Here is a 20814-nt window from a genome sequence, read left to right as displayed (position 1 = left end):
TTCATGCTACGCGCTCTATATTTTGTTGTTATAGCTGTGTGCATTGTCCCTACGATTCCTGGGGTAGCGGGAGTAGTGGCCTCGTCACTGAGTTTCATCCCGCCCCTAGGTTTAGAGGAACCAACACTCAACGGTTTTAACCAAGTCTTTCAATGGGAAGGGGCTTGGCACTCTATTGGTTTGAGCCTCGGTTCAGCGGTCGCCAGCAGCTACATTGCCTGCTTCCTGACCTTTTGTATTCTTCAGGCTTCTTGGGGAAACAAGTTTTGGAGAAAGATTGAGCTAACGCTATCGCCAATGCTTGCCATTCCGCATGTGGCTTTCGCTATCGGCTTTGCTTTTCTGTTTAGCCCAACAGGGCTTGGCGCAAGAGCCGTACATCACTTGCTCGGCGAATCGGCTACGAGCTCTGAATTGGCGCTATTGGTAAAAGACCCATACGCGTTTGGCCTTATCATCATGTTGGCGCTCAAAGAAGTTCCTTTCTTGTTGCTGATGAGCATATCGATACTTCAGCAAGTCGATGTTGAACGCATCACTAAGGTCAGTGCCTCTCTGGGTTATAGCCGTGCTCAGATCTGGTGGAAGTGTATTTTCCCACAATGGTTTACCAAGCTTCGCTTCCCTATGTTGGCGGTGCTTGCTTACAGCGTGTCGGTTGTCGATATTGCTCTGATCATTGGCCCAACCAATCCGCCGACCTTTGCCGTTTTGGTATGGCAATGGTTTAACGACCCAGACCTTAATTTATTGCCACGAGCTGCCGCTGGCGCGATCGTTTTATTCGGTTTAGCTTCGTTGATCATCGCCTTAGCGCGTTTAATCGAATGGTCAATTCTGAAGTACTTTAGAACTTGGCAATATTCAGGAAGAACAGGTATTAACCTTCCAGGAAAAACGATCTTCGCAGTGCTTGCTGCATTGTCACTGCTGATCATTCCACTAATGGGGATTTGGAGTGTTGCCCAACGTTGGCGTTTCCCTGATTTACTTCCAAGTCGCTACAGCATGCGTTTTTGGGAATTTGAGTGGGATGGCATCATGAGTACTGTCGGGCAAAGCTTATGGATTGGCCTTATTGCTGCTTCAGTCGCTTTGTTGCTTGCGCTGGTAGCTCATGAGTATCGAATCAAATACAAGTGGCAAGTTCCGGGCTTTATTATCGCGATTCCCATGTTGATACCTCAACTCTCGGTTTTGTTCGGCATGCAAGTGACCACGCTTTATATCGGCAGCAGCGCCTATGAGTTCTGGGTGATTTGGGCGCATGTTTTCTTTGCTTTCCCGTTTGTGTATCTGTCTTTGGATGGCCCTTGGAAAAGCTTCAATAATGGTCTGATAAAAGCCTCGCTGAGCCTTGGTAAATCTCCATTTCAAAGCTGGTACTCCATCAAACTGCCTATCTTGTTACCTGCTATTGCCTTTGCTTGGGCGGTCGGGATCAGCGTGAGTTTGGCCCAGTACCTTCCAACATTGATGCTCGGCGCAGGCCGTATTAGCACGATCACCACAGAAGCCGTTGCCCTAACCAGTGGTTTCGACCGCAGGGTAACCGCAATTTATGCTATCTGGCAGGCCCTATTGCCTCTGTTCTTTTTCTCTTTAGCGATATTAGTCAGCCGACTTCAACTCAGATATCGCCGTCTTACTTTTAAAGGTTTTCTAACGAATGAGTCTGCACCTCAACGACCTCGCCATCCGTAAAAACGATGGTGTATCGCTGTTTTCAGCGCTAAACGTAACATTAGAATCAGGCCAAGTATTGGCTTTGATGGGGCCGAGCGGCTGCGGAAAATCGACCTTGTTGGACGCCGTAGCTGGGCACTTAAATGATGAGTTTTCGTATTCTGGCACCGTTATTTTGAACGACATTCAGCTGGATGACCTGCCTTCACATCAGCGTGAAGTCGGTATTCTTTTTCAAGATGACTTGTTGTTCCCTCACCTCAAGGTATGGGAAAACTTGGCGTTCTCTCTGCCTAATTCAATTAAGGGCTCCGCTCGTCAACAGCAAGCGATGGCTGCACTAAAAGACATAGAGCTAACTCACTTGGCAGAGTCTTTCCCGGATCAAATATCTGGCGGTCAACGTGCAAGAATCAGCTTAACTCGTATGTTATTGGCGAAGCCGAAGCTCGCCCTACTCGACGAACCGTTTAGTAAGTTAGACCAAGAGTTAAGAGCACAATTTCGCGATTGGGTCTTCGAACAGCTGACAAAAGCAAATATCCCAACATTAATGGTCACGCACGACGAAGCTGACGTACCTCAAGGGGCGCAAGTGCTGTCTTGGCCATGGAGAAGTCATCATGCTGGATAAGTACTCCATCAAGGTCATTAAGTGGCCATTAAACCAATCAGCTAAGTTGCTGAGTCAATTCGGTATCACGGCAAATCAAACCACCTTATTTGGCTTTCTGGTCGGGTGTTTAGCGTTTCCGGCGTTGGCATTTCAACATTACGAATGGGCGCTAGGCTTCATTGTGTTCAACCGAGTATGTGATGGGCTTGATGGGGCCTTGGCTCGAATCCAAGGCATTAGTGACGCTGGCGGTTTTCTCGACATCAGCCTCGATTTCCTTTTCTATTCGTTAATTCCTTTTGGCTTTGTTATTGCGAACCCAGAACACAACGCCATTGCCGGTGCGTTTTTGATCTTCTCTTTTATCGGTACTGGCAGCAGCTTTTTGGCGTTTGCCGTGATGGCAGGCAAACGAGGCATCGAAAACCCAGTCTATAAGCATAAGTCTCTCTACTACATGTCAGGGCTAACCGAAGGCACTGAAACCATCGCTTGTTTCATCGCGTTCTGTATTTGGCCTCAACACTTTGCGGTTATCGCTTACACCTTTGGTGCAGCTTGTTGGCTAACTACATTCATGCGAATTTACTTTGGGTTCCAGACACTCAAAAATCAAACTGAGTAGCCTATTGCTTATGTGTTAACAGTCCCGACTAGAGGCTGTATTCCTCATAATAAAGCGCCACTCAAATGAGCGGCGCTTTTTTTCATAACGTATTTCTAAGAATTAGCTATTAAAACCCAAAACACAACTTATGAAGAATCATTTAGTAAGCAATTACTTAATAAGCAGTTATCTAATAAGCAAAGCGAGCCTCTTCTTTAAATAAGCTAGCTATAACCTCTTGGTATTGCATAAGGTTAAACGTAGAGTTGTCATTGTTATATTTTTGTTGCTTATTTGCTAAGTATGGTTGAGACACTAACGACGTAACCAACATCTGGTAATAATGAAAGTTTGACTCGTTACAGCCATCAACTAAATAAAGAAGATTTTCAAGAGTCTTATTGTAGGTGTAACCAAACTTAGACTCTTTAAGGCGTTGAACATTTTCGTAATTGTATGAGCTTCCGCCAAAAGTGAATAGTAAAAAGATGTTAGGCGAAGCTTCCCAAAACTCGATAAGTTCAGAAAGTAAGTGTTGTAGTTGTATTCCATCCACTCTCTGATACTTTGAGAACTGATCTTGAAAACGACTTGTATGCTCTTCGATGAGCTGATCAAACAATTGCTCTTTGTTATTAAAGTAATAAAGAATTAACGCGGGGCTTACACCCGCAGACTTAGCAATAGACCGAATTGAAACTTTACTATAAGGCTGAGAAATAAATAGCTTTTCTGCTGAGCTCAAGATTTTCGTTCTTTTGTCATTTAGCATCAGATTGTATCCTCACCTATTTGTTTATATTACCCGCGCATTCTATAACCCAAGCAGATAATCTCAACATGCCCACTTTTATATCAAACAAACTAAATGCATAAAAATATAAAAATTTTGGATTTTTTAGAAAATAGAACAAAAAACAACCAGCAAGATTGCCTTATAAAACAATAGGATAGGAAATTGACAAGCGAGTGTAAGCGGTAAGTAAGAGAGTTCGAGCAGTATGTAAGCCAATGTAAGAGTGGCGCCCTATTAGAGCGCCACACGAAAAGCCTTTACTTTTCAGCTCAAGCTTTTATTTTAAAGCTCAAGATTAAAGCTTTAGAAGAACCTTAACTGAACTATCAACTAAAGAGTCATCGATATAAGCAATTTTGTTTGAAGAGCTAGCGACCATGTCTTTCGCTAAGCTTTCTTGACCTACAGCTTTAGGTGGTTGACCTTTCCCCGTAAATACTCGCTTTGCCCAGTAAGCTTGAAGCTGTGCTTCTGTCTTCTTTGTAATTGCTTGGTGAAAAGTACCCTTAAGTGGGTGACCGTCTTCCAAGTCTACCGCTTCAATCTGTAGAGACTTTGCTTTACCTAGATACAGTTTTTTAACTGTTGAAGCGTCCAGCTCACTCATTGATGGATTACCAACAACAACCAAACCAGCGAAAGCGTTCATGCTGCTCAGAAGAGCAGCGGCTACCAATGCTTTTTTAAACATAATTCTCTTCCTTAAAATACAGCGTCGACTTTAACCGTGTACAAGATGTTGTCTTCGTTCTTGTAAGACGCGTTAACACCACCATTAGTTGAACCGAAGTTGGTTAGGTAGCTAACATCACCTTTCAGCGCGATATTAGGCATAAAGTCCCAACGAGTACCGATGCTGTAAGTTGTGCGTTGGATATTCATGTTGCTAGAGATAGCGGCTGCAGAGCCGAAAGCATATTTAGTAGCAGCACTTGGGTTCTTAACCATGTTTACGTATTGACGTTTAACCTGGTTGTTACGTTCTGCATCGTCTGTCGATTCCATGTGCGCTACAGTTACGTAAGGCGTGAATTCGTTCACACGGTAAGCCGTTGTCAGGTAAGCAGAATCTACATCGTGATAGAAACCTTCAACCGTTGTACGAGTAACTTCTGAAACTAGCGATAGGTTACCGTTGTCGTATCGACCACCAACACCGTAGAACTTCGCTTTCTCATCGTTAAACGTTGTGTTTAAAATAGGTGGCTTATTCTTAACGTTCCAGTTTGTTGTTGAGCTTACCACTGCTTGAGCGTAAACCGTACGTAAAGTCCAAGTGTCGTCTGTCCAGTTGATCACACCACCAGCGATGTCATCAAACTGCGTATCAGCATTGTAGCTATGCTTAGACGCTGAAAGCTTTTGTGAACCTACGAAACCTTGGAATGATACTGTGCTGTCGTCTAACTCAACGTCATAGATGAAATCACCACCAGTAAGTGACGTAAGAACCACAGAACCATAAACTTCACTAGGAACGCGAACGCTTGTTTGAGCGTAACCCACTTCTAGGTAGTCAGAGTACATGAACAGAGGAAGACGTAGCTTACCGCCACGGACTGTCAAATTTGGTGTTACTTTATGGCTTAGAAATGCCCACTCAACATCCGGTGTCCAGTTTTCTTTCTTGTTACCGCGAGCAACCATTTGCACTACAGCTGAAGTAGAGTCGTTAACTTCAAACTCACCTTGCAAACCAATTAGAGAACCTTCATCAAAGCGTACTTTGTTTTGTGACTTCATGAAACCATGGCTATTGTTACCAAGTTGCATGTTCAAAGACGCAAAACCATTGAAGCTAAATTTATCAGCGACTGAATTTAGTTCTTTTGCTTCAAGAATAGCGACCTTGTTCTCAAGCTCAGCCAATTTTTGCTCATCTGTAGCGTGTACAGCGAATGAAGTCGCAAGTGCTACCGCTAACGGCAATAAGCGAAAAGAGGAGTTAGTCATTGTTGTTCTCCGTTATACTTTAAATTGTGATGTTGATTTACTCAGCTCTGTAACGATGCCACTCAGTTGGTGACTTAGAGCTTCGAGTTGATCTGTCGACTGAGACACTTGATGAGAGCACTGTCTAAAATCATCCATATGGGTGTGGATTTGTTTTGAAGCACGAGCTTGATGCTCTGTAGTACTTGCAATTTGTTTGTTGAGCTCGGTAATTTCTTCTACCTGGCCACTAATTTCTAATAGATAGTCACCCGCGTTTTGCGCGTCTCCAACCGCCTGTGACGAGCTCGCTAAGCCTTGGTCCATAGCGCCAACAGCAGCGTTAGAGCCGGACTTAAGGTCGACCAACAAGGCATTAATTTCTGTTGCGGATTGTTGAGTATTGTTCGCTAACACGCGCACTTCGTCGGACACAACAGCAAAGCCTCGGCCATGTTCACCAGCTCGCGCAGCTTCAATTGCAGCATTTAGTGCTAACAAATTCGTTTGCTCAGCGACACTTTGTATTGTGTTTAGTATTGAGCCAACATTGCTTGCATTCTGATCGAGTTCTTTCAACTTACAGGCTGTATCACGGATGTTTGTCGCAAGCTCTTCAATTTCTTTACTCGTTTTAAGAACCACTTGTGTTCCTGTTTGAGCACTAGAATTGGCTTTTTGAGCTTGAGAATCTGCATGCGATGCAAAGTTAACAACTTGTTCTATGAGGTCGATGATGTTATTGACCGCCTCGGTAACCTCTTCGATGTGATCACGTTGAGTGCTATTTAGAGCCAAGGTTTGATTCGACTCGCTACGAATCTTGTCGCTGACAACCTCAAGCTCGTGTCCAATGCTTAACGTACTCGCGATAATGCCTTGTAGCTTTTCAATGAATTGATTGAAACTCTCAACAAGCGTTGATATCTCATCTTTTCCTGCGTAGTCGATGCGTACTGTTAAGTCACCATCCCCAGTCGCAATCGCCTTCATCTTTTCTGTCACAAGCAGTATTGAGCTAATAACCGATTTGAATATTGCGTAACCAACCGAAATCACAGAGATCAAAAAGAACACACCTAACCAAATAGATTGATTCGCAGCGTCGTTTGCGGCTTTTTCAGAGTGCAAGATGGTGTCTACGACCTTCTGACTCGCGGATGCACGTAACGTCTCGCTTAACGCAACTAATGAATCATATTCAGTGCTAAGTTGGTTCGCTCTGGAGGTCAGGCTCTCGAAAGAGTCATTGAGATTAATAAAATCTTCGCTCAGCGCGTACGCAGAATCCGTGTACCTTGCTAGTTGTTGTGACAGTTTATTAAAAGCTGTCGCTTGTGAAGGTAAAACATCGGCACCACGACTCGCTTCAACTTGCAGTTCAGAAGAAATTTGACGTGCAAAATCGAGAGCTTGCTCATCTTCCATCACGACAGCAGCTTCGAACTGTTGCTTCACGTTAGGTAAAAGAGAATATATTTTCGTCGCATGCTCAAGTGCAGGGTAGTAACTTGACTCTAACTGCTTTAGGCGCTGACTATTATCATTATGAATAAAGACATTTATTGAGATAATGGCAGCTAGGCTAAGAGATATTATTGAGAGCAGTACAATAAACTGTACTTTAATGTTGATATAGCGAGACAATAGCATAAGGTTTTTTCATTAGCGCTGGTAGTGGCTGATGGTAACGTTTGTTCATATTTAATAGCGAACACATTCACTAAACAAATTTACCGTTATGTTCAAAGCCCGCTTATTTAATTTCTTTAATTAAGTTCAGCTCTTTAATTTTTCTGTCCCAGTCTTCTTTCCACTCTAATAGTTTACGAGCAGGCATTGGACGAGCGATAAAATAGCCCTGAACCAATGTGTCGACATTACTGATTTCACGAATGTCCATCCAAAGAGAATGGTCCTCAACCCCTTCAGCAACCGTACTCAGTTCTAATAAGTGAGCCAAGTAGAGAGTAGCGCGAACAATGGCATGGCTTGAACGACTGCTCTGAATGTTTTTCACAAAGTCGATATCCAGTTTCAGTGCTGAAAATGGCAGGTCATCTAATTGCTTTAGTGAAGAGTAACCTGTTCCAAAGTCGTCAATCGCCAGGGGAATACCGCGCATGCAGATCCTCGTGGTGGACGCTAAAGCAAGAGCGACACTTTCAACTAAATCAGATTCTGTTAATTCCAATTTTATCTGCTCTGTCTCAAGTTCACCTTGGTCGATCAAAGCGAAGATATAATCAACAATATCACCGTCAATAATATCTTTAGCTGTCAGGTTTATTGCAAATCTCCGCTCTCCGAGAAATGACTTCTCATTGATCGCTTGATTGATTAAATACTTCATCACCTCTCCCATTTTTCCTGACTCAAGTAACCGAGACAAAAAGAAAAAAGGGCTGAGTACGCCATAACGAGGGTGCTGCCATCGAATTAGCGATTCACTTTCTCGCCATTCACCACTATGGATACACACTATCGGTTGGTAATAGAACATAAACTCTTGGTTGCTTACCGCTTTTGCTATGTCTTCATCCGTAATAACGATGTCGCTATTAGAATTGGAAGCAGCCGCTTCTTTTGTAGAGTTAAGGTTAATTAACTTTGACAGCGACTCTTTTGCTATTGGCTTCTCAAGAACACCAAGCAAATTCAGGTTAAACGCTTTACACATCTTCCTTGCGGCATCGAGCACTGTTTTGCTTTCCGCACTTGTGATGATGATATTGCCTTGAAAATCGGCCTCAGCAAGGCGTTTTAGGAGTTCGATACCATCGATCATCGGCATATTCAGATCACATAAGATCAAATCGACAGAAGAGGCTTCAATAAACTCTAGAGCCTTATATCCACATTCAAAAGGTTGGACATTTTCCATACCCAAACTTTTTAAAACCATCCCCATTACATTCAATTGAAAAGGGTGATCTTCTATCACTACAACATGCTGGTTCATGGTAGCTCCTTAAATGGTTTGATTGATTCTGAACAATAAGTCTTCAATTGGTTCGTCAGCTGTTCGAGGTTATCGTAATGTGCTTGAATACCATCTAAGTCACTTAAGGAGACCAATTCCATTGTTTGCAATTGATTGGCAATGTCCTCTGTGCCTACCATTTTTGCAGCTCCCTTCATCTTATGAGCTACCTGTTTAATGGCTTCGAGATCTCGCTGTTCACACGCAGCTTGAAGCAAAGGCATGTCAGCTTGATGGCTCTTGATAAAGTCAGTGATGATCTGCATGACGAGCTCTTGGTCACCAAACAATTCAGTTAAGTTGGCGAGATCAATCGGAGCAGAGCTCGGCTCACTTTTAGGCTCCGAGGAACTAATACAAGGCTTATCGACAACAGATTGCACCTTATCAAGATGTTTGATTATGGTGTCGCCAATCACCCTTAATTTGGTTGGTTTTGATAAGAAGTCATCCATACCAATCTCAAAGCACTTATCATTTTCACCTTGCACAGCGTTTGCGGTTAACGCAATGATCGGAAGACGAGGTTGGTTTTGGCTCTGCTCTTTTACTCGGATCTGCCTTGTTAACTCATACCCATCCATCTCTGGCATGTGGCAATCAGTAATTAGCAGCCCATAATCTTCATTATCTAAGGCAACAAGTGCTTCCTTGCCGTTATCTACCATGTCGGCATGGAAACCTAATTGCTCAATTTGTTGAAGAATTATCTGTTGATTGATTGGGTGATCTTCCGCTATTAAGATAAGTCTTTGATTCTGTTTGGCAGACTCGCGCGACTCAGTACTCAATTTCAGATTATTATCATCTTGGACAACATCTTCCACAAACGCAGGACAGTTGTGCAAACAGTGCATCAACTGCGAAGGCAACAATGGGTTTGCTGACAGATTCCAGCCCAATTTGCATGGCGCAGGCGAAAGCATTCCTTGTTCACTGACACAAATAAACTGCACGCTTTCGGCGAACGTATCAATGCTCTGATCTAGCTCATGAGGAATAAACACAAAATCAGGCTCAATGGTATCGACCCAGTGTGCGAGCTCTTTAGTCACCTGAACATTCTTTGAGATAACCTTAATACCCCAAGATGTTAGATAGTTCTCTAATTCAGATTGCTGCATGAACGTTTTGGTAAGTAGCGCCACCTTGCCATTCATGTCCGCCCTGTTATTTTCAGCGAGCGTTTTAAGCGGCAGCGTAATAGAGAACGTTGAACCAATGTTGATCTTACTCGTTACGTTAAGACTCCCACCCATTTGTTCAATAAGTTGCTTCGAGATAGTCAAACCAAGGCCTGAACCACCATATTTCCTCGTGGTTCCTTCATCGGCTTGAACAAAAGGTTGGAATAGGTTTCGAATGTGTTCTTCACTGATACCGATGCCACTGTCAAACACCTCGAAACAAATTTGTTGCTGTTCACCATCCAGGTCGAGTAACTTTGCCGCTAAACCTACGGTTCCATATTCTGTAAATTTAATGGCATTGCTCAACAAATTATTCAGAACTTGCCCAATACGAATGTCATCCATTAAGACTAAATCATTCAACTCAGGGTCTAACCAAAATTTGAACTGTAACCCTTTGGCGTGAGCTTGCCTCGCCTGCAACTGAGTCACTCTAAGAGTCAATGTATCTAGACTTGCAGGCTGATAATCTAGGGTCAGCTTACCGGCTTCAATTTTCGAGAAATCGAGTATATCGTTAACAATATGCAGTAGGTTATTCGCCGATTGACTCAGCGTTGTATGGATTTTCTGAACTTCATAACCAACTTCATATTGCTCAGACAATTCCAACAAGCTAACAATCCCTCCCAATGGAGTTCGGATTTCATGACTCATGTTTGCCAAAAATCGAGACTTGGCCTCAGTAGCAGCGATAGCACTTTGTCTTGCTTGTGTTAACTCTTCTTGCTGCAATTTAAGCTCTGTAATATCAGTCAGTACCGAATCCCATTCATAATACTCACCCAAGTCAGAAATCTTACTCTGTAAGTTAAGCCATCGATTTTGATTATCAATATTCACCCCAATATCGAGGCTTAGTTTCCCCTCTTTATTCCCACTACGTACTTTCTTAATTAGGGTTCGACGATCTTGAGCATTAAGCGGCGCGAAAAAACTAATTGGAGAGCGGCGCAGTTGAGCAGGCGTAAGGCCCAAAAGCTCCTCTACCCCATTACTAATAAAGACGAATTCAATGTCATGTAGACTTCGTTTGGGCTGAATATGCTGTATAACCGCACCATGTAAATTGTTCGCAAGTTTCTGAACTCGGTCATCGGCACTTTTAGCAACTTTTTTCGCTTCGTAAAGCTCAGTAAGATCATCAAGAATGGTCACTGAACCTTCGATATTCCCGTTAGAGATATACGGGCACTTCCAATACGCGTAGTGTTTACTGCCTTGCGGCGAAGCGACTTCTTTTTCTAAGCGAGGCAAAACAACCCCGTGATGGATCATTGTGTCTTCATCGGAGTTATTAACGATGGCTCCTTCTATCAACTCAAAACCGGTAAGCTGCTGCGCGGCACTGTTCAAACTGATTATCTGGTTATCCAAGTTACGCACAACAATGGGAAACGGCATTGCGTCCAACAATGAACGCTCGAACTCCACTTGATGTTTGAGGGCGGATTCAGTTCGCTTTCTGTCTTCAACTTCACGTCTCAGTTTCCAGCTCCATGCCATAACAAGCATAATGAGCACCGATGCGACAGAGATTAAAATTGCAGCGCCCAAGACAACATCTGCCGTATCCACGCCCGATTCATAAGATACATCCAACCAATGTTTCTTAATCTGCTGATACTTGTGGTGGGGTATGGCGAACAGTGCTTTATTGATAATATTGTTCAGCACTTCTTGGTCGGCTTCGACACTGTATGTTACAGGTACATCATTGTCCTTCGACAGTAAGCTCGTTACACGTAGATACCCAGAATATTGCCCTTGTAATAGAGGTGATGCCAAATAAAGCGAAAGCATCGCTGAATCAATCTCACCTTTATCCACAGCATCGAGTAAAAGCAACTCAGAGCTATAGGTCTTGATTGGACAAGCCTCACAATAACGCTTAACAAGTTGTATGCCGACACTGTCATTTATGGTTCCAATGATAGAGCTCTTCGTTAATTCACCGAACACAGCCAATTTACTCGTATCACTTTTACCAACCAGTGCCCATGGTTCAACCATGAACGGTTTAGAGTAGAGGTGATGATCATCGCCACCAGCAGAAGGTGTCGCCTTGGTGTGAATCACAGGAAGAGGTACGGGGTGAGCTTGGTTACCTTGAAGGTCGAGGTCGTTTTCAAAAACAAAATTTAACCCAGTGAGTCGGGATATCTCGTTCAATATATCAATTGAAATACCATCTGGCTTACCTTCACTATTCTCGAAAGAAATAGGCTTCGAGTCTGTCTCAGATGATACATATATGTTCGGATTGAGAAGCAGGAACTGCTGCTCTTTTTCAGTTAATAGCAGCTTATTTTTACTAACGACCAACAACAAACGTCTCTGTATTTCATTCAGCCACTTCTTACGAATATTAACAAGTTTGTTAGAGTTATCTTGGTTTATAGCGGTATTGATAATACCCAACACCTTCCTATTCTCAGGAGTATCCAGCAAGGCAATAACATAATTATTTAGGGGTAAATCATCATGCAAGTTAACCGACAAGAATAACTCATAGGGGCTATTCATTAACTTATTGTGTAGTAGCACACCATCATCAACAATGGCTAATGCTTTCTCGCGAGCAACATCAGCGATCGCGCTTTGATAAGATGAATATGACGAAAAAGAAGAGAATGGAAGGAGTGACTTAACAGAAGACGCGTTACTTGAGCCTTCAAAATAAGCGAGATTTCGGCCCTTCATCAATAAATGAGTTTCAATAGGCTCGCTACTTAGACTAACCATTCGGCTAGATAAAATAGGTTTAGAGTAAATAACACCGCTACTAGAAATATTTTGTTCAGCCGTAATTATGGCACCAACTTGCTCCGTTTTAAGCACGTTGTTTAGATCAGACGGAGAATGAAAACCAACAAACTCCAAGCCATTCAATTCGTCTTTAGCATAAAAGTTAGCTAATTCAGGTAACAGTCCCGAAATCTCTCCACCTTGTACAACTACATACGGAGAAAAGCCTGAAGTTTGAACTCCGATGGTAATCGAACCACTAGCCTTACCGAAAAAAGATACGGAAGAAGCCAGAATAATTAGAGAAAGTAGATTAAAAGCGCGGAACATGAATAACCTAGAGTTTTATTTATTAATGCACCTTATATCGTATTAACCGTATCAACTCACCAATTTGCACTGAACAAAAAGTAACTTTCGTTCAACGCAATCGATTGCTCAGCTTAAGTAGGTTCAATTATAAATAGAAATGTAAGCAGTTGATACAAAGCTTAATAACAAGATCAGCTACTGGGTTGATCTCACCGATATTAGATGAGGTTCCATAACTATGATTAAATTCCTACAAATCAGCGCAATTATACTACCCATAGCTTTGATAGGTTGTGGAGGGGATAGTTCTAAAAAATCAACCACTACTTCAAAGCCTAAAACCCAGCAAGTGACCGCGACAAAATCTACTCTAAACCAAAAACTGAACAAGGTAGATTTGCAATCAAAAAAACTGAGCTCTGAAGGCGTTGATACGATTATGAATTTGCCTGTAGGCAAGACGAGTCTATCTATTTCCACACCGACTAAATTCAGTCAAGTTAAACAATAGATATTGAAGGATTAGCATTATGAAAAAAACAGTTTTAGCTTCAACCATTTGTATAGGCTTGCTCTCTTCATCTATCGCTAACGCCAACTATAACGGTGCTCATGAGGTAGGTCAGAACATGCGTAGTAGCATAGATGAGATGATTACAACTAAGCTTAAAGCGTCATTTTTTGACTCAGCTGCACTATATATGGATGCGACAAATGCTACGCAACTAAAAACATCACCAAGTGGATTGCTAACATCTTTAGTTACAGGATCTCAAAATACTCAACTTCCATTGGAAACAAGGCAAGAACTGATTGACGCTTCTCAAGAAGTTGGTTTTGTGGTCGACTATTTGAAGAAAAACCCTAAAACAAAAGGTGTCGATAAAGAGGTAATGGATTTCTGTATTGCAGAAAACATAGAAGCGAAAAACTGGCCGGGTATTGATTATGTTGTCGATCAATACGGCACAAAAAATGGTATCACAACGCTCCCCGTATCAATTATCTATTTCGCATCTAAGGGCAATTGCCAAGATCCAAATGACTGGGCAGTGAAATTAAGTAAGAGCACAACGAAATCAGAGTTTGAATCTTCTATCCCTTCCGAAGTGATTGCTTACAGCTCTAATGTAGGTAATACCGGTGGTGAACTGGTCTACATTCTTGAAAACAGTTATAATTTCAGTGACGAGCCCGAAGAGCAATTTGAGTCTTTTACTTTCTATCAGGAATCAAGTGATGACACTCCTGGGACTGGTCTATTTAGACGTACTCAAGTTATGAAAAACTCGATAGATCCTAACCAAGCGTATTCAAAGTTTACGAATGTAGTATGCAAGGATTGTAATAGTGATAACGAGAAATTTAAGGTTGAAAGTCGCTCTGAATTCGGCAGTAATCAAGTATCACTTGCTTCGAGTGCTGTTGTATCCGGTGGTAAGCTAATTCCAGGCTTTGTGAGCGAAACATCCACCGAAGCTGAATATTTTGTTCAAGTAAACTTGGACCCTGCGACCCCAAATGTTGCAACCTCATTGTTCATTGATGCGTTTAAATTCGAAGACTCTTTGGTTCATGGTCGTTATTACTATGATGGGAATAGTGGCGTTAAATTCAACGCAGAACAGCTAAAAGCAACAAACCTAGTAGGTGAATTTTCCCTTGCGGACTCGCTCAATCAAAACAACATTTTTTCTATTTCGGAGCTTGAAACAACGCTAACCAGTAGTTCTTACGCCTTGCAGAAACAAAGTGACAATTCAGTCATTGTAGATCCAGTAACTGTGACGGACGCAGAAGATATTCAATTATTAAATGAGATATCTAAGGTTACAGCAGAAGCTATCAATTACGACAATAGCGATGTGACGATTGCTGATTGGAATAAAATATACTAATCAGATCATTAGTTACGATTGTTCGCAAGGCACTGCCTACTTTCCTTGCACTAAGCCACTCAGTCGAGTGGCTTTTTTTGTACGTCTCTTCTCCCCTTCCCAACTACACACCTAAACACTTAAGCAATGGTCTTTTGGAGCCAATAAAAATCCGAGAGCCTCACAGCCCTCGGGTTTTTATTTGTGTTCTACTTTCAGATGTTAGGCGAATTACAAATCAGCGCCATAGATATCAAATGTGAAGTACTTCGCTGCGATCTTATCATAGGTGCCATTTGCTCTAATCTCTTCAATCGCGGCATTGAATTGTTTCGCCAGTTTTGAATCCTGCTTTCTTAGTGCTAAAGCCGTACCTTCGCCAATGTAGGCTTTGTCGGTAACTGCTTTGCCTTTGAACTCAAAACCCTCACCTTCTTTCTTGTCTAAGAAAGCCAATGACAGTTGGTCTGAGTTGCCGAAGGTTAGATCTAAACGGCCGTTTTGCAGATCCAGATACACTTCATCTTGCCCTGTGTAACGCTTAATGTTGGCAACACTGCCAAACTTATCCGTTACGTAGCGATCGTGAATCGTACCTTGCTGAACACCGATGGTTTTGCCCGTTAAGCCAGCCTCATCAACGCTGAACTCCGCGCTTTTAGCAGCAACAAACACGGCTGGTGTTTGGTAGTACTTATCAGTAAATAAGATTTTACGCTTACGCTCTTCAGTAATGCGCATCGAAGCCATAATCACATCTGACTTTCTTGCCAATAAGCTTGGAATTAGCGAGTCCCAGCTTTGTGAAACCCAAGTACAATCGAGTTTGGCTTGCTCACACAGTGCATCAGCTATCTCAATATCAAACCCGACAGGCACACCGTCACTGTTTTTATAGTTGAATGGCGGATACGTAAAGTCTGACGCCAAACGGATTTCTTTCGCCTGTACCGTTGTACCAAGTAAAGCGGCCGCACAAGCGAGTCCTAGTATTATCTTTTTCATCATTGCCATCCTAGATATGATCTTTATCGAGTTGAGTTTGAGTTTCTATATATTGTTCTTGTTGCTCCTGTCGCTTCTGCTGATCTTGTTGATTCTGTTGCAGCTCGGTTTGGTAGCGTGTTAGTGACGTTATCACTTCTAGCATGCTCTCTTGGCTACCAATACTGATTCGTACACAGTTACGCAAAGCAGGTTCGTGGTTTTGGTTCCTTGTCACAATGCCATCCTTCGCCAATACGCTAAACACATGGTGCCCCGGTTTTTGACGTAGCAAAACGAAATTGGTCGATGACGGATAAACCTGTTCTATAAATTCAAACCGCGTTAGCTCACAAGCAAACCGATTACGCAATTCGACCAACTTTAACGTCGCGCTTTCCATCAACGCAATTCGTTCATCAGACAATGCGTCTAGTACAATTTGAGATGAGCAATCTGGCATCGGATAAGGTGGAATCAACTTCGCGACATACTGCATCACATTTTGACTCGCTAAGATAAAGCCACAACGAACCGCAGCCAACCCAAACGCCTTAGACAAGGTGCGAATCACAACCAAATGCGGATAACGCGCAATAAGGCTCACCGCTGACGTTTGTGGTTCAAATTCGATATACGCTTCATCGACTACCACTAGCGACTTGCCAATCGTGCCTTCCAGTACCTGAATCAAATCCAATTTAGGGATCACATTGCCCGTAGGGTTGTTTGGTGAGCAAAGAAACACGATATTAGCCAATTCCGCTTTATTCACGATATCAGCAACATTAAGGCTGAAGTCTTCCTGCAATGGAGAGTCTAAGGTATTAATCGCCAATGCATCGGCGCAAAACTCATACATCGCATACGTTGGAGAACAGATAAGTATGTTATCGCTCGCCGGTTTACAGAATGTTCTGATCAGCAAATCAATCGCTTCATCTGCACCACGGACAGCAACCGTCGCGGCATCAGTGCCACAGTAATCTTGGTAAGCCTTAGCAATATCTTGTGGTAAGAAGTCCGGGTATCGGTTGTGACTTGCTTCTCCTTGAAACAGCGGGCTTTCCAATTCATTAGCGTTTAGCCAGACACGTCCATCACCACCAATTCTTCTTGCCGATTGATAAGGTATTAATTTTTTTACAGCCTGAGGCACTAAGCTATCAATAAAAGATGTCAAGAAGCTATCCCTTTCACAAAATCACAATGTCTTCATCATTGCCTTCATATTCAAAAAATGTGACTTATACACATATTGAATCACTAATGATGAGTAAGTATTTACATTCAAACAGAACACCATTGATAAATGAATCGAAATAATCACATAATAGCCATGATAAAAACTCATAGGTAAAGATATGAATCGCACACTTCCTTCAACCAAAACCTTGCTCGCATTTTTGTCTACGGCAAGGCATCTCAACTTTACGCGCGCGGCACATGAGCTCAATGTTACGCAAGGTGCAGTGAGTCGTCAGGTATTGTCGTTTGAAGAAAGTCTTGGCTGCGATCTTTTCTACCGACATGCTCGCGGGTTGTCATTAACACCTAAGGGAGAAGAACTGGTTCCGCTGATTCAAGATACCATCCAACAACTGCAATCGGCGTTAAATCAAATTGCCAGCTCTCCATCGAAGATCAAGCTCAACGCACCAAGTTGTATCACCTCTTGGCTACTGCCTAAGTTGATGTCTTTTCAGCAAGCCTATCCTGAAATTGATGTCGAACTCACGTCGACCATCAAGCACGTCTTCGAACCAAGCTTTGACCCGTTTGACGCCGTAATTACCTATGGTAAGAAGCCAAACCAGCAATCGATTATCAGCCAGTTATTGTTTAACGAGCAGCTAGCGCCCGTTTGCCAAGCGCAAAGCATTACGCAAAGCCATCTTGTCAACGACGCGTCGACCATCATCAAGCCACATCAGCTCGCCCAATACACTTGGTTGCACGCCAACAATGAGCAGAGTGATTGGCGGCTTTGGTTGGAACACATAGGCAGCCACGACCTTTCAAGCAAGAACAACCAACAATTCGCGACGCTCGATCAAGCGATGAACGCAGCCATTCAAGGGTTTGGTATTGCCATAGGCGACATCACACTGGCCAAGCAAGATATTGATTTGGGTAGATTGGTGAAAGTGAGTGAAGGCAGTGTCTTCTCTGGAAATGGTTACTTCTTACTGCAACCCAAGAATCGACAAAATACATCTTTATCTACGCTGGTTGATTGGCTCGTCGATTAGCGGCAATCATCTTTGGTAAGTCCCCACTGTAGCTTTAATAGATCGTCATAATGAGAATTTTACCCTTCTCAAAATGAAACTATTTTCCGGTAGCTACGTATTGGTGTTTAGAGTTTAGAACGGACGTTTCTTTAACTAGTTGAAAAGAAAATTAATTCAACTTTTTACGTCAGAAATTCTATCCCAATGGATAAAATGGCATTCGAATTGCTTTGTCATAGATAACCCAACCAATATACAGCAGGTTGCACCAATAACATTGCAGCTTGTCACGGAGGATAGGCTATGACCTTACAAAGACATACATATTACGGCTTAATTCACCATGGAATTAAAACCCTATTAATGGACAGAATTGGCCACTTCACAGAGCGTGAATATCACGAATACCTTGACCTAACGACCGGCAAATCGACATGTTTTGCCATGAGTGAACAAGAGCTCGAGAATACCTTAGACAGTTTAAAGAGCGAAGGTTACCTTGAAGATATCAAGAAGCTAATACCTCGCTACCAAACCACATCAATGCAATAACGTTCTTAATCTCGATTGGGCGCTTCAATCCTTTATTGGGGTTAAACTCGCCAAAACGGTTAGATGTAATTAATTGGCATCCAATTGTCTCGAGCTATTTAGCATCGAGACAGTTTTGGTTAGACTGTCTGCAACTCAACTAACTGGATAGTCAGTGTCACATGAAGCAAATTCTTGATTTCATTCCTCTCATTATTTTCTTTGCGCTTTACAAGATGTACGACATCTACACGGCTACAGGTGCATTGATTGTTGCTTCCACAGTACAAATCATTTTGACGTACATCATCTACAAGAAAGTAGAAAAAATGCAGATCATCACCTTTCTAATGGTTGCCGTATTTGGTGGCATGACCATCTTTTTGCATGATGACAACTTCATAAAATGGAAAGTGACCATCGTTTATGCGCTATTTGCTATCGGCCTTACAGTCAGTCACCTAATGGGCAAATCAGCGATTAAAGGCATGTTGGGTAAAGAGATCTCTCTTCCTGAAGCAGTATGGGGCAAGATCAACTGGGCTTGGACTCTGTTCTTCACATTGTGTGCGATCCTCAATGTTTACGTTGCTTTCAACCTGCCATTGGATGTGTGGGTCAACTTCAAAGTGTTTGGCTTACTGATCGCTACTTTTGCATTTACCTTACTAACGGGCGTTTATATCTATAAACATTTACCAAAAGACACGCTTCCGTCAAAAGATCAAGAAACACAAGACGATAAGCAACAAGAGCTCTCAGGTAAAAATACCGACGAGAAATAACCCTTAGGGATGAGTCCTCATCCCCTTTTTGATACAATTATTATCAATATGCGATTTAACAGTGGCCAATGATACTCGTGATCATTGGCCACTGATTGTTTGTGTTCGGTGAATACGTTAAAAATACGACCACCGCGAACCCCGCAAACACATCTATTTAAATTTAAAACAATCAATACCATTAAGAGTACAACAATGACTATTCAATCAACTTTGAACCCGATTGGTTCTTTACTTCTTCGCACTTTGGCGATGCCTTCTGATACCAATGCAGCAGGCCAGATTTTCGGTGGTTGGATAATGTCTCAACTGGATCTGGCTGGCGGAATATTGGCTAAAGAGATCTCAAACGGAAAAATAGTCACCGTGTCAGTATCAAGCATCGAATTCAAACAGCCAGTGTCGGTTGGCGATGTAGTCTGTGTTTATGGCGACTGCACCAAGATTGGTCGCAGCTCGATGAATATCGACCTAGAAGTATGGGTTAAGCCAGTACTTGATCACGGCATTGGTGATCGCTATAAAGTTTGTGGCGCGACATTCAACTACGTTGCTGTAGACGAAAGCGGTAAACCTCGCCCAATCAAAAAATAGCAATTTTCGTTGAGCTCATGATGTCGATGGTCTTTAGTTTTTATAAATGAAATTACTAGAGACCATACAATTCTCTTGTACCAATTCACCTCGCACCAATTCACAATTTCTTATCATTGGCTCTTCCAATACCAATTAGTTCGCGTAAATTAGCCAGATAACTAATTTAATCGCTCTAATTCAGTGAAGTAACATAAGGATATCTCAACATGTGGTACGTAATTTTTTCTCAAGACGTCGAAAACTCATTAGAAAAACGCCTAAGTGTTCGCCCACAACATCTAGAACGCCTACAAACACTTCACGATGAAGGCCGACTGTTAACAGCAGGCCCAATGCCAGCCATTGATTCAGATAACCCTGGCGAAGCAGGCTTCACAGGCTCTACTGTTATTGCTGAATTCAACTCTTTGGAAGACGCACAAGCATGGGCTGATGCAGACCCGTACATCGCTGCTGGTGTCTACCAGAATGTAATTGTTAAACCATTCAAGAAAGTATTTTAACGTGAAAAAATGGATTATTGGGTCACTGGCTATTGCCCTACTCGCAGGCTGTAGCTCATCAAGTGAACAAGACAAACAAAGACAGTTAGAGATGATGGCTCACCATCGTGCGGGCGTTTTATCTGCCGGCCTACCTATTGAGTATGGTCCACTCTCTATCATGCGTGTGCTAGCAAAAAATACTGTCGTCGAAATCATGATGATCTACAACCAAGATGCAAAAGGTGCTAAGCCTTTAAACCAAGTTGTAGATATGAGTGTGAATAGCTACTGCACCAACTCTGAAGTAAGAGCTAACCTCGACATGGGCTTAGCTTACAACATCAAAATTCGCAATACACGCGGACAACTGATGGTTGAAAAGCTGATCAGCAAAGAGACTTGCCAGAGCAGCAGCTAGATTCGATATTCGAACAAGCATAAAACCAGAAGG

At 42.5% G+C, this 20814-nt stretch carries 19 protein-coding genes; 11 read left to right on the top strand and 8 right to left on the bottom strand.

Annotation, left to right across the window (positions count from 1 at the left end; genetic code table 11):
* Window positions 1-3 precede the first annotated feature (3 nt).
* Genes OCV30_RS06140 through OCV30_RS06130 form a run of 3 tightly spaced genes read left to right on the top strand, consistent with a single transcriptional unit; the run spans window position 4 to window position 2927 of the window.
* Window positions 4-1704 carry an ABC transporter permease gene (locus OCV30_RS06140; RefSeq protein ID WP_065679111.1) on the top strand — a complete coding sequence of 567 codons (1701 nt, stop codon included), beginning with the start codon at window positions 4-6 and terminating at the stop codon, window positions 1702-1704.
* Window positions 1670-2320, top strand: a complete 651-nt coding sequence (locus OCV30_RS06135) for an ATP-binding cassette domain-containing protein (protein WP_012603669.1) — start codon at window positions 1670-1672, stop codon at window positions 2318-2320. Before OCV30_RS06140 ends, OCV30_RS06135 begins: the two co-directional genes overlap by 35 nt.
* On the top strand, window positions 2310-2927 hold the full coding sequence (locus OCV30_RS06130; protein WP_009846440.1) for a CDP-alcohol phosphatidyltransferase family protein: 618 nt from the start codon (window positions 2310-2312) through the stop codon (window positions 2925-2927). Before OCV30_RS06135 ends, OCV30_RS06130 begins: the two co-directional genes overlap by 11 nt.
* Window positions 2928-3099: 172 nt before the next feature.
* On the opposite strand, the gene OCV30_RS06125 is transcribed toward OCV30_RS06130, so the two are convergent.
* The 6 genes from OCV30_RS06125 to OCV30_RS06100 form a co-directional block, all read right to left on the bottom strand.
* The gene (locus OCV30_RS06125; protein WP_065679110.1) at window positions 3100-3681 is read right to left on the bottom strand and encodes a TetR/AcrR family transcriptional regulator; all 582 of its coding nucleotides are present in this window, start codon (window positions 3679-3681) and stop codon (window positions 3100-3102) included.
* A 319-nt stretch (window positions 3682-4000) separates the two neighbouring features.
* Window positions 4001-4396 carry a phosphate ABC transporter substrate-binding protein gene (locus OCV30_RS06120; RefSeq protein WP_017104256.1) on the bottom strand — a complete coding sequence of 132 codons (396 nt, stop codon included), beginning with the start codon at window positions 4394-4396 and terminating at the stop codon, window positions 4001-4003.
* 11 nt (window positions 4397-4407) lie between these two features.
* Window positions 4408-5658, bottom strand: coding sequence for a hypothetical protein (locus tag OCV30_RS06115; protein WP_009846437.1), 1251 nt, complete (start codon window positions 5656-5658; stop codon window positions 4408-4410).
* A gap of 12 nt (window positions 5659-5670) precedes the next feature.
* On the bottom strand, window positions 5671-7290 hold the full coding sequence (locus tag OCV30_RS06110; protein WP_009846436.1) for a methyl-accepting chemotaxis protein: 1620 nt from the start codon (window positions 7288-7290) through the stop codon (window positions 5671-5673).
* Between the two features lie 103 nt (window positions 7291-7393).
* A complete protein-coding gene (locus OCV30_RS06105; RefSeq protein ID WP_065679109.1) occupies window positions 7394-8599 on the bottom strand; it encodes an EAL domain-containing response regulator in 1206 nt (401 codons plus the stop codon).
* On the bottom strand, window positions 8596-12888 hold the full coding sequence (locus OCV30_RS06100; protein WP_065679108.1) for an ATP-binding protein: 4293 nt from the start codon (window positions 12886-12888) through the stop codon (window positions 8596-8598). The genes OCV30_RS06105 and OCV30_RS06100 overlap by 4 nt, the downstream gene beginning before the upstream one ends.
* A 220-nt stretch (window positions 12889-13108) precedes the next feature.
* Here OCV30_RS06100 and OCV30_RS06095 point away from each other — a divergent pair, with 220 nt between their 5' ends.
* Together OCV30_RS06095 and OCV30_RS06090 are read left to right on the top strand one after the other, a co-directional pair.
* Complete coding sequence (locus OCV30_RS06095) at window positions 13109-13381, top strand: hypothetical protein (RefSeq protein WP_041472770.1); 273 nt, start codon at window positions 13109-13111, stop codon at window positions 13379-13381.
* A gap of 19 nt (window positions 13382-13400) precedes the next feature.
* On the top strand, window positions 13401-14768 hold the full coding sequence (locus tag OCV30_RS06090) for a hypothetical protein (protein WP_012603662.1): 1368 nt from the start codon (window positions 13401-13403) through the stop codon (window positions 14766-14768).
* A 210-nt stretch (window positions 14769-14978) separates the two neighbouring features.
* On the opposite strand, the gene OCV30_RS06085 is transcribed toward OCV30_RS06090, so the two are convergent.
* The gene (locus OCV30_RS06085; protein WP_032555229.1) at window positions 14979-15752 is read right to left on the bottom strand and encodes an ABC transporter substrate-binding protein; all 774 of its coding nucleotides are present in this window, start codon (window positions 15750-15752) and stop codon (window positions 14979-14981) included.
* A gap of 10 nt (window positions 15753-15762) precedes the next feature.
* A complete protein-coding gene (hisC, locus tag OCV30_RS06080) occupies window positions 15763-16914 on the bottom strand; it encodes a histidinol-phosphate transaminase (protein WP_065679107.1) in 1152 nt (383 codons plus the stop codon).
* Window positions 16915-17095: 181 nt separating this feature from the next.
* Between hisC and OCV30_RS06075 the strand changes: the two genes are divergently transcribed.
* From OCV30_RS06075 to OCV30_RS06050, 6 genes are all read left to right on the top strand, one after another.
* Window positions 17096-17983: a LysR substrate-binding domain-containing protein gene (locus OCV30_RS06075; RefSeq protein WP_012603659.1), complete on the top strand. Its 888-nt coding sequence runs from the start codon at window positions 17096-17098 to the stop codon at window positions 17981-17983.
* A 285-nt stretch (window positions 17984-18268) separates the two neighbouring features.
* Window positions 18269-18517, top strand: a complete 249-nt coding sequence (locus OCV30_RS06070) for a hypothetical protein (protein ID WP_012603658.1) — start codon at window positions 18269-18271, stop codon at window positions 18515-18517.
* A gap of 161 nt (window positions 18518-18678) precedes the next feature.
* Entirely contained in the window at window positions 18679-19281 is a 603-nt protein-coding gene (locus OCV30_RS06065) for a septation protein A (RefSeq protein ID WP_065679106.1), read from the top strand.
* Window positions 19282-19476: 195 nt separating this feature from the next.
* Window positions 19477-19875, top strand: a complete 399-nt coding sequence (yciA, locus tag OCV30_RS06060; protein WP_017098521.1) for an acyl-CoA thioester hydrolase YciA — start codon at window positions 19477-19479, stop codon at window positions 19873-19875.
* A 209-nt stretch (window positions 19876-20084) separates the two neighbouring features.
* Window positions 20085-20381, top strand: coding sequence for a YciI family protein (locus tag OCV30_RS06055; protein WP_012603655.1), 297 nt, complete (start codon window positions 20085-20087; stop codon window positions 20379-20381).
* A gap of 1 nt (window position 20382) precedes the next feature.
* Entirely contained in the window at window positions 20383-20781 is a 399-nt protein-coding gene (locus tag OCV30_RS06050) for a GspS/AspS pilotin family protein (protein WP_029223165.1), read from the top strand.
* Window positions 20782-20814: the final 33 nt, after the last annotated feature.

The sequence above is a fragment of the Vibrio atlanticus genome (genome assembly GCF_024347315.1).
Taxonomy (GTDB): Bacteria; Pseudomonadota; Gammaproteobacteria; order Enterobacterales; family Vibrionaceae; genus Vibrio; species Vibrio atlanticus.
Note: the sequence above shows the minus strand (reverse complement) of the source record. Positions and strands in the feature narration are given on the sequence as shown.

Coding starts and splice junctions, on each gene's coding strand:
- OCV30_RS06140 (WP_065679111.1), top strand. CDS start 4: ATGCTACGCGCTCTATATTTTGTTGTTATAGCTGTGTGCATTGTCCCT.
- OCV30_RS06135 (WP_012603669.1), top strand. CDS start 1,670: ATGAGTCTGCACCTCAACGACCTCGCCATCCGTAAAAACGATGGTGTA.
- OCV30_RS06130 (WP_009846440.1), top strand. CDS start 2,310: ATGCTGGATAAGTACTCCATCAAGGTCATTAAGTGGCCATTAAACCAA.
- OCV30_RS06125 (WP_065679110.1), bottom strand. CDS start 3,681: ATGCTAAATGACAAAAGAACGAAAATCTTGAGCTCAGCAGAAAAGCTA.
- OCV30_RS06120 (WP_017104256.1), bottom strand. CDS start 4,396: ATGTTTAAAAAAGCATTGGTAGCCGCTGCTCTTCTGAGCAGCATGAAC.
- OCV30_RS06115 (WP_009846437.1), bottom strand. CDS start 5,658: ATGACTAACTCCTCTTTTCGCTTATTGCCGTTAGCGGTAGCACTTGCG.
- OCV30_RS06110 (WP_009846436.1), bottom strand. CDS start 7,290: ATGCTATTGTCTCGCTATATCAACATTAAAGTACAGTTTATTGTACTG.
- OCV30_RS06105 (WP_065679109.1), bottom strand. CDS start 8,599: ATGAACCAGCATGTTGTAGTGATAGAAGATCACCCTTTTCAATTGAAT.
- OCV30_RS06100 (WP_065679108.1), bottom strand. CDS start 12,888: ATGTTCCGCGCTTTTAATCTACTTTCTCTAATTATTCTGGCTTCTTCC.
- OCV30_RS06095 (WP_041472770.1), top strand. CDS start 13,109: ATGATTAAATTCCTACAAATCAGCGCAATTATACTACCCATAGCTTTG.
- OCV30_RS06090 (WP_012603662.1), top strand. CDS start 13,401: ATGAAAAAAACAGTTTTAGCTTCAACCATTTGTATAGGCTTGCTCTCT.
- OCV30_RS06085 (WP_032555229.1), bottom strand. CDS start 15,752: ATGAAAAAGATAATACTAGGACTCGCTTGTGCGGCCGCTTTACTTGGT.
- OCV30_RS06075 (WP_012603659.1), top strand. CDS start 17,096: ATGAATCGCACACTTCCTTCAACCAAAACCTTGCTCGCATTTTTGTCT.
- OCV30_RS06070 (WP_012603658.1), top strand. CDS start 18,269: ATGACCTTACAAAGACATACATATTACGGCTTAATTCACCATGGAATT.
- OCV30_RS06065 (WP_065679106.1), top strand. CDS start 18,679: ATGAAGCAAATTCTTGATTTCATTCCTCTCATTATTTTCTTTGCGCTT.
- yciA (WP_017098521.1), top strand. CDS start 19,477: ATGACTATTCAATCAACTTTGAACCCGATTGGTTCTTTACTTCTTCGC.
- OCV30_RS06055 (WP_012603655.1), top strand. CDS start 20,085: ATGTGGTACGTAATTTTTTCTCAAGACGTCGAAAACTCATTAGAAAAA.